This window comes from Trinickia sp. (assembly GCF_051954495.1).
Classification (GTDB): Bacteria; Pseudomonadota; Gammaproteobacteria; order Burkholderiales; family Burkholderiaceae; genus Trinickia.
On the sequence record NZ_JBQCHR010000142.1, the window covers coordinates 1 to 4,940 of the forward strand.

At 64.9% G+C, this 4,940-nt stretch carries 2 protein-coding genes and 1 pseudogene; 1 reads left to right on the plus strand and 2 read right to left on the minus strand.

The annotated features are described in order from the left end of the window. Positions 1-137: pseudogene (gene prpB / locus ACTHNR_RS19165) on the minus strand (methylisocitrate lyase); the annotation flags it as partial. 228 nt (positions 138-365) lie between these two features. Here prpB and prpR point away from each other — a divergent pair. Beyond that, positions 366-2,354, plus strand: a complete 1,989-nt coding sequence (prpR, locus tag ACTHNR_RS19170) for a propionate catabolism operon regulatory protein PrpR (protein ID WP_440549242.1) — start codon at positions 366-368, stop codon at positions 2,352-2,354. Between the two features lie 22 nt (positions 2,355-2,376). On the opposite strand, the gene ACTHNR_RS19175 is transcribed toward prpR, so the two are convergent. After that, positions 2,377-4,734 carry a two-partner secretion domain-containing protein gene (locus tag ACTHNR_RS19175; RefSeq protein ID WP_440549243.1) on the minus strand — a complete coding sequence of 786 codons (2,358 nt, stop codon included), beginning with the start codon at positions 4,732-4,734 and terminating at the stop codon, positions 2,377-2,379. Positions 4,735-4,940 lie beyond the last annotated feature (206 nt).

Below are 4,940 nucleotides of genomic sequence, written 5' to 3' on the forward strand. Positions count from 1 at the left end.
ACGCCGCCGCCGGACAGATAGACAGCCTTGAAGCCGGTGGCTTGCGCCATTTTCGCGGCGTAGGCGGTGATGGCGCCGACGACCTGCAGCGGCTGTTCGGCCGCGACGGCGGCGCGGAACGCCGCGCCGGGCCGCATGGGTTGCTGATGACCTGTTTCCACGTTAGCTCCCAGAAAGGTGTCCCTACAGAGCAAGGTGCGGACCAGGTGGAGGGCTTCTTCAGAAGTCATTGATTATTAATGAATTTATTAGCGAGAAGGCTCCAAGTGAATTTCATGGATGAAATCGGTGATTTCAGAATTGAGATGAAACGCGCATAATGCGATGGCGCGTGTGCGTTGTTCCCCCATCGAATCGGGTTGCCTGTGAGCCGTCTTCCTTCCGATCATTCATTCGAGGCGCCCCAGCGTCCGCGTGTCTGGGCGTTCGGCATCAGCCGGCTGCGCGATCTCTTGTTCGAGCTCGCGGGCGAATACGATGAGCGCGCGGACCTGCGCGTGATCGCGCGCGCCTACGACGACGCGGTGCGCGAAGTCGAGGCCGCGGGGGCGAGGCGTCCCGATGTCATCGTCGCGGGCGGCTCGAACGCCGCCTACCTGAAGACCCGCTTGTCCGTGCCCGTCGTGCAGATCAATCCGACGGGCTTCGATGTCATGCATTCGCTGGCGCGCGCGAGACGCCAAACCGACGGCCAAGTCGCGCTCGTCAGCCCCGGCGAGACACCGCAGGAAGTGCGCGATTTCGTGGCGGCCTATGGGCTTGACATCGTCTTCGCCTCGTACCGTTCGGCGCAGGATGCCGACGCTTGTGTGCAAGCGCTCCAGGCGCAAGGCGTGGGCGCGATCGTAGGGCCGGGGCTGATCGCCGATTTAGCGACCGCTGCGGGCATCGACGCCGTCTTTCTTTATTCGCATGCTTCGATTCGCCGTGGCTTCGAAACTGCGCTCGAATTGGCCGACGCCACGCGCGCGGAGGCCAAGCGCCGGCGGCATATCGACAACTTGCTGCAGCATCTGCGTGACGGCGTGGTCGCGCTGGACGCCGACGGCCGCATCGAAGCGATCAACCGGCGCTTGGCCGACGCGCTCGGAATCGATGCGGCGCGCGCCGTCGGGCAACCGCTTGGGGATCTGTCGCCCGAACTGGCGCGCACGCTGCCCGAGGCCGATGGCGATGTGCTGGCTTCGATTCGCGGCGTAAGCTACCTCGTCCATCGCGGCCCGCTCGTCGGCGACAGCGGCGAAGACGGCGCCGTGTTGACGTTGCAGGAATCGCGCGCGGTGGAACGGCTTGACCGCACGTTGCGGTCGAAGCAATTGACGCATCAATTCGCGGCGCGCTATCGGCTGGACGACCTGGTTGGCGAAAGCGCCTCGATGCAGCGCGTCAAAACCCTGGTGCGGCGCTATGCGAAATCCGATGCAACCGTGCTCGTGCTCGGCGAAAGCGGCACGGGCAAAGAGATGGTGGCGCAGAGCACGCATCGGCTCAGCGCGCGGCGCGAATTCCCCTTCGTCGCGATCAACTGCGGCGCGTTTCCGGAGGCGCTGCTCGAAAGCGAATTGTTCGGCTATGAAGAAGGGGCATTCACCGGGGCGCGCAAAGGCGGCAAGGCGGGACTGATCGAAGCGGCTCACCGCGGCACGCTGTTTCTCGACGAGATCGGCGAAATGCCGCTGCCGCTGCAGAGCCGTCTACTGCGTGTGCTGCAGGAACGCGAAGTGGTTCGGCTCGGTTCGACGGAACCCACGCGCGTGGATATCCGCGTGATCGCGGCGACGCATGGCGCGCTGACCGAACGTATCGCCGGCGGGACGTTTCGCGCCGATCTGTACTACCGCCTCAATATCCTCAGCATGGCGCTGCCGCCGTTGCGCGCGCGGGCCGACGACATCATGCCGCTCGCCGTATCGCTGTTCATGCAGGCCGTGCGTCGCGAGCCGCGCTTGTCCTCGCGCATTCGCGGCAGCGAAGCCGGGGCGCGCATCTTGGCCGGCGTCGAAAACGCGCTGTGCGGCTATGCGTGGCCCGGCAACGTGCGAGAACTGCAAAACGTCATCGAGCGCATCGTGGTCGATTTGGCCGATGCGGGGCCCGCGACGGGTATCGTCGAACCGCTCGACGCCGACACGATGTGGACGATCGCGCCCGAGTTGTTCACCCATGACGCGAACCAACGCAGCGCGCCCGCGCATGCGAAAACGCTGCGCGAACGCAGCAGGCATGTCGAGGCGGAAGAGGCCCGCGCCGCGCTCGCAGCCTGCAACGGCGACCGCGATGCCGCGTGCCGCGCACTCGGTATCAGCAAGACGACGCTGTGGCGCAAGCTCAATGCGGGCCGGGCGGAACGCTAGCGCGCGGTTCTGTCGAGCGCGTTCAATCGGTGCCCAGTTGCCATTCGAGCACGGGCTGAGTGGCGCCCGTCGGCATCGCCCACGCGCCGCCCGGCCCGAAATTCCATCCCGAGAAGCTAGCGGGATCGGACATCTGCGCCGTGCTCAAGCCATTGGCGTCGCTCACGCCGGGGCCGCCCGCGGTTTGGCCGGTCGTATCCTTGTTCCAGTAAACGTCGCTCCCGATCGTTCCGGTGTTCAGCGCGGCAATGCCGCCGAGAAGGGGGGGCGTCGAGCCTTGCGCGACGCCACTGACGCTACCGCTTGCGAACGACTGCGTGATCGTCCCGGTGTTTTCCGCGACGAGTCCGCCGCCTTCGAGCGATGTCTGCGAGACCGAACCGGTCGCATACGACTGGGCGATCGTGCCGGAATTGCCGCCCGCAAGTCCTCCCGCGCGCGCTTGATAGAACGTCTCGCCGCTGAAGGGATTGGTGACGCCGCTTACGCCGCCGGTGGCGTACGACTGCAAGATGAGCCCCGAATTTTGCCCGACTAGCCCGCCCACCCAGCCGGCGTTCGACACCTGCACGTTCGCGCCCGAACGGACGATCGTGCCTTCGTTCGTGCCCACGAGTCCTCCGGCGGCCGGCGCATCCGACGAGTAGTCGAAGTAATCGCCCTGCACGGAGCCCGAGACGAAGACGTTGGCGATCGTGCCTTGATTGTCGCCGGCGAGGATGCCGCTCGGCACGCCTTTGGACAAGGTGGTCTGCACTGCGTTGGGAATCGTCAAATTGCGCACGACGCCGCCTTGGCCGATGGTGGCGAAAAAGTAATTCCCCACGTCCACCGCGCCCAAAATCGAATGCCCCATGCCGTCCAATTGGCCGGTGAACGGTGTACCGAATTGAACGAACGCCCAGCTCGGAAGTGAAATATCCTTGCCGAGCGCGTAATTGCCCGTTGCGCCGATGGCGGTCAAGTCGTCCATCGAGTTCAGCAACTGATAGGCGGTGATCTGGGTTTTCAATCCGCTGTATAACGGCGCCGTCCATGTCGATTGGTTCAGCTGGGCGCCTGGCGTGTAACTGCCTTTCATGTCGTAATACGCCGCGACGATGCCTTGGCTGCCGGACCAATCGATCGTGCCGCGATTGTCGAAGCTGCCCGTGTTGTCGATCCCGTTCGCGTCGGCGCGTAGCGTCAAATTGGCTGCGCCGCTATTCTTGATCGTCGCGCCTTGATCGATGCCGACGTTTCGATAGGCCGACAACGTCAACGGCGCCGCGCCCCGCCAAACGATCGACGACGCCACGTCGAGATCGCCCGCTCTGCCGTACTGGCCGGTGGCGAGCACATTGACGACTGTGCCCGCGTTCAAGCTGCGCGACAGCGCCGCTGCCATTCCCGCATCGATGGTGACATTGGGCAACGCTACGTTCCAGACGCCGGCCAGCACGGCCGGGACGCATTGGCACAACGCGAGCGTCGTCGCGCTGGTATCGACGGCGCCGCCGCTTCCGTCGGCATTCCTGGCCGCGACGGGGCCATCCAGTTCGACCTTGCCGGTTTCCGCCACGAGCCAGACGTGGCCGCCCCGCGTGGCGGTGCCCGTTGCGCGCAGTGCCGCATGCTTGCCCGAGAGTGCGAAGACATTGCCGTCGGCTGCTTGCAGGCTGATTTGTGCAGCCCTGACCGTGCCGCTGTTGAGCACGGAGCCTTTGTCGCCCAGGGCGACGAACACTTGCTTGCTCGTCGAGGAATCCTGCAGCAGCACCGCTTCGCCGGCCGCGAGTTCCGCTGTGCCGTTCGGCGCGTCGATCGAGCCTCGGTTCTCGACTGCATGGTCGGCGATCAAGAATACGTCGCCGTGGGTCGAGCCGATCCGCCCGAGGTTGACGACACGCGCATTGGAGACCCCGATCATCGCGATCTGCCCGCCGTTCATGAACGACGTGTTATCGGTATCGAGCGTCGACGCCACGAAGCGTCCTCCCGTCGACACGACGCCGCTTTTGCCGATGACGATTCCCTGCGGATTGACTAGATAGACGCTGCCGGTTGCCGAGAGCGTCCCGAGAATCGAGGAAAGATCGCTGCCTGTGACGCGATTGAGCGTCGCGCCGCTGCCGTTCTCGAACCTGACGCGATCGCCCTTGCCGATCGAGAAGCTGCCCCATTCGATGATCCCCCGGGCGGTGCTTTGGTCGATCGCCATCTGTCTTCCATTGCTGGCGATCGACCCGCTTCCGGCGACGAATTGCCCCGCGCTCGGAAGCGTGTGCGCGTGAGCGAGCGCCGCTGCGCCGCATAGGGCGGCCACCGCCAGGCGCAGGGCGGACGCCATGACCGTCGGTTCGGCGCGAAGAAATCGAGTGCGCGTGTTTTTGCTTTTCATGAAGCCTCCTCGGTCTGCGTGATGCGCGGGATGTGCGCTACGACCGGTCGAATGGGTCATCGATTAAAGCAACTGTCCACAACCGGCCTTCAGGCCGGTTTGGCTGAACACTTTTGGAAGGGGTTTGCACCCCTCCCAAAGAATCGCTGAAACCCCGGCCTTCAGGCCGGGGTCCCAGCTCACCGCCCTGAAGGGCGGGGTTTCAA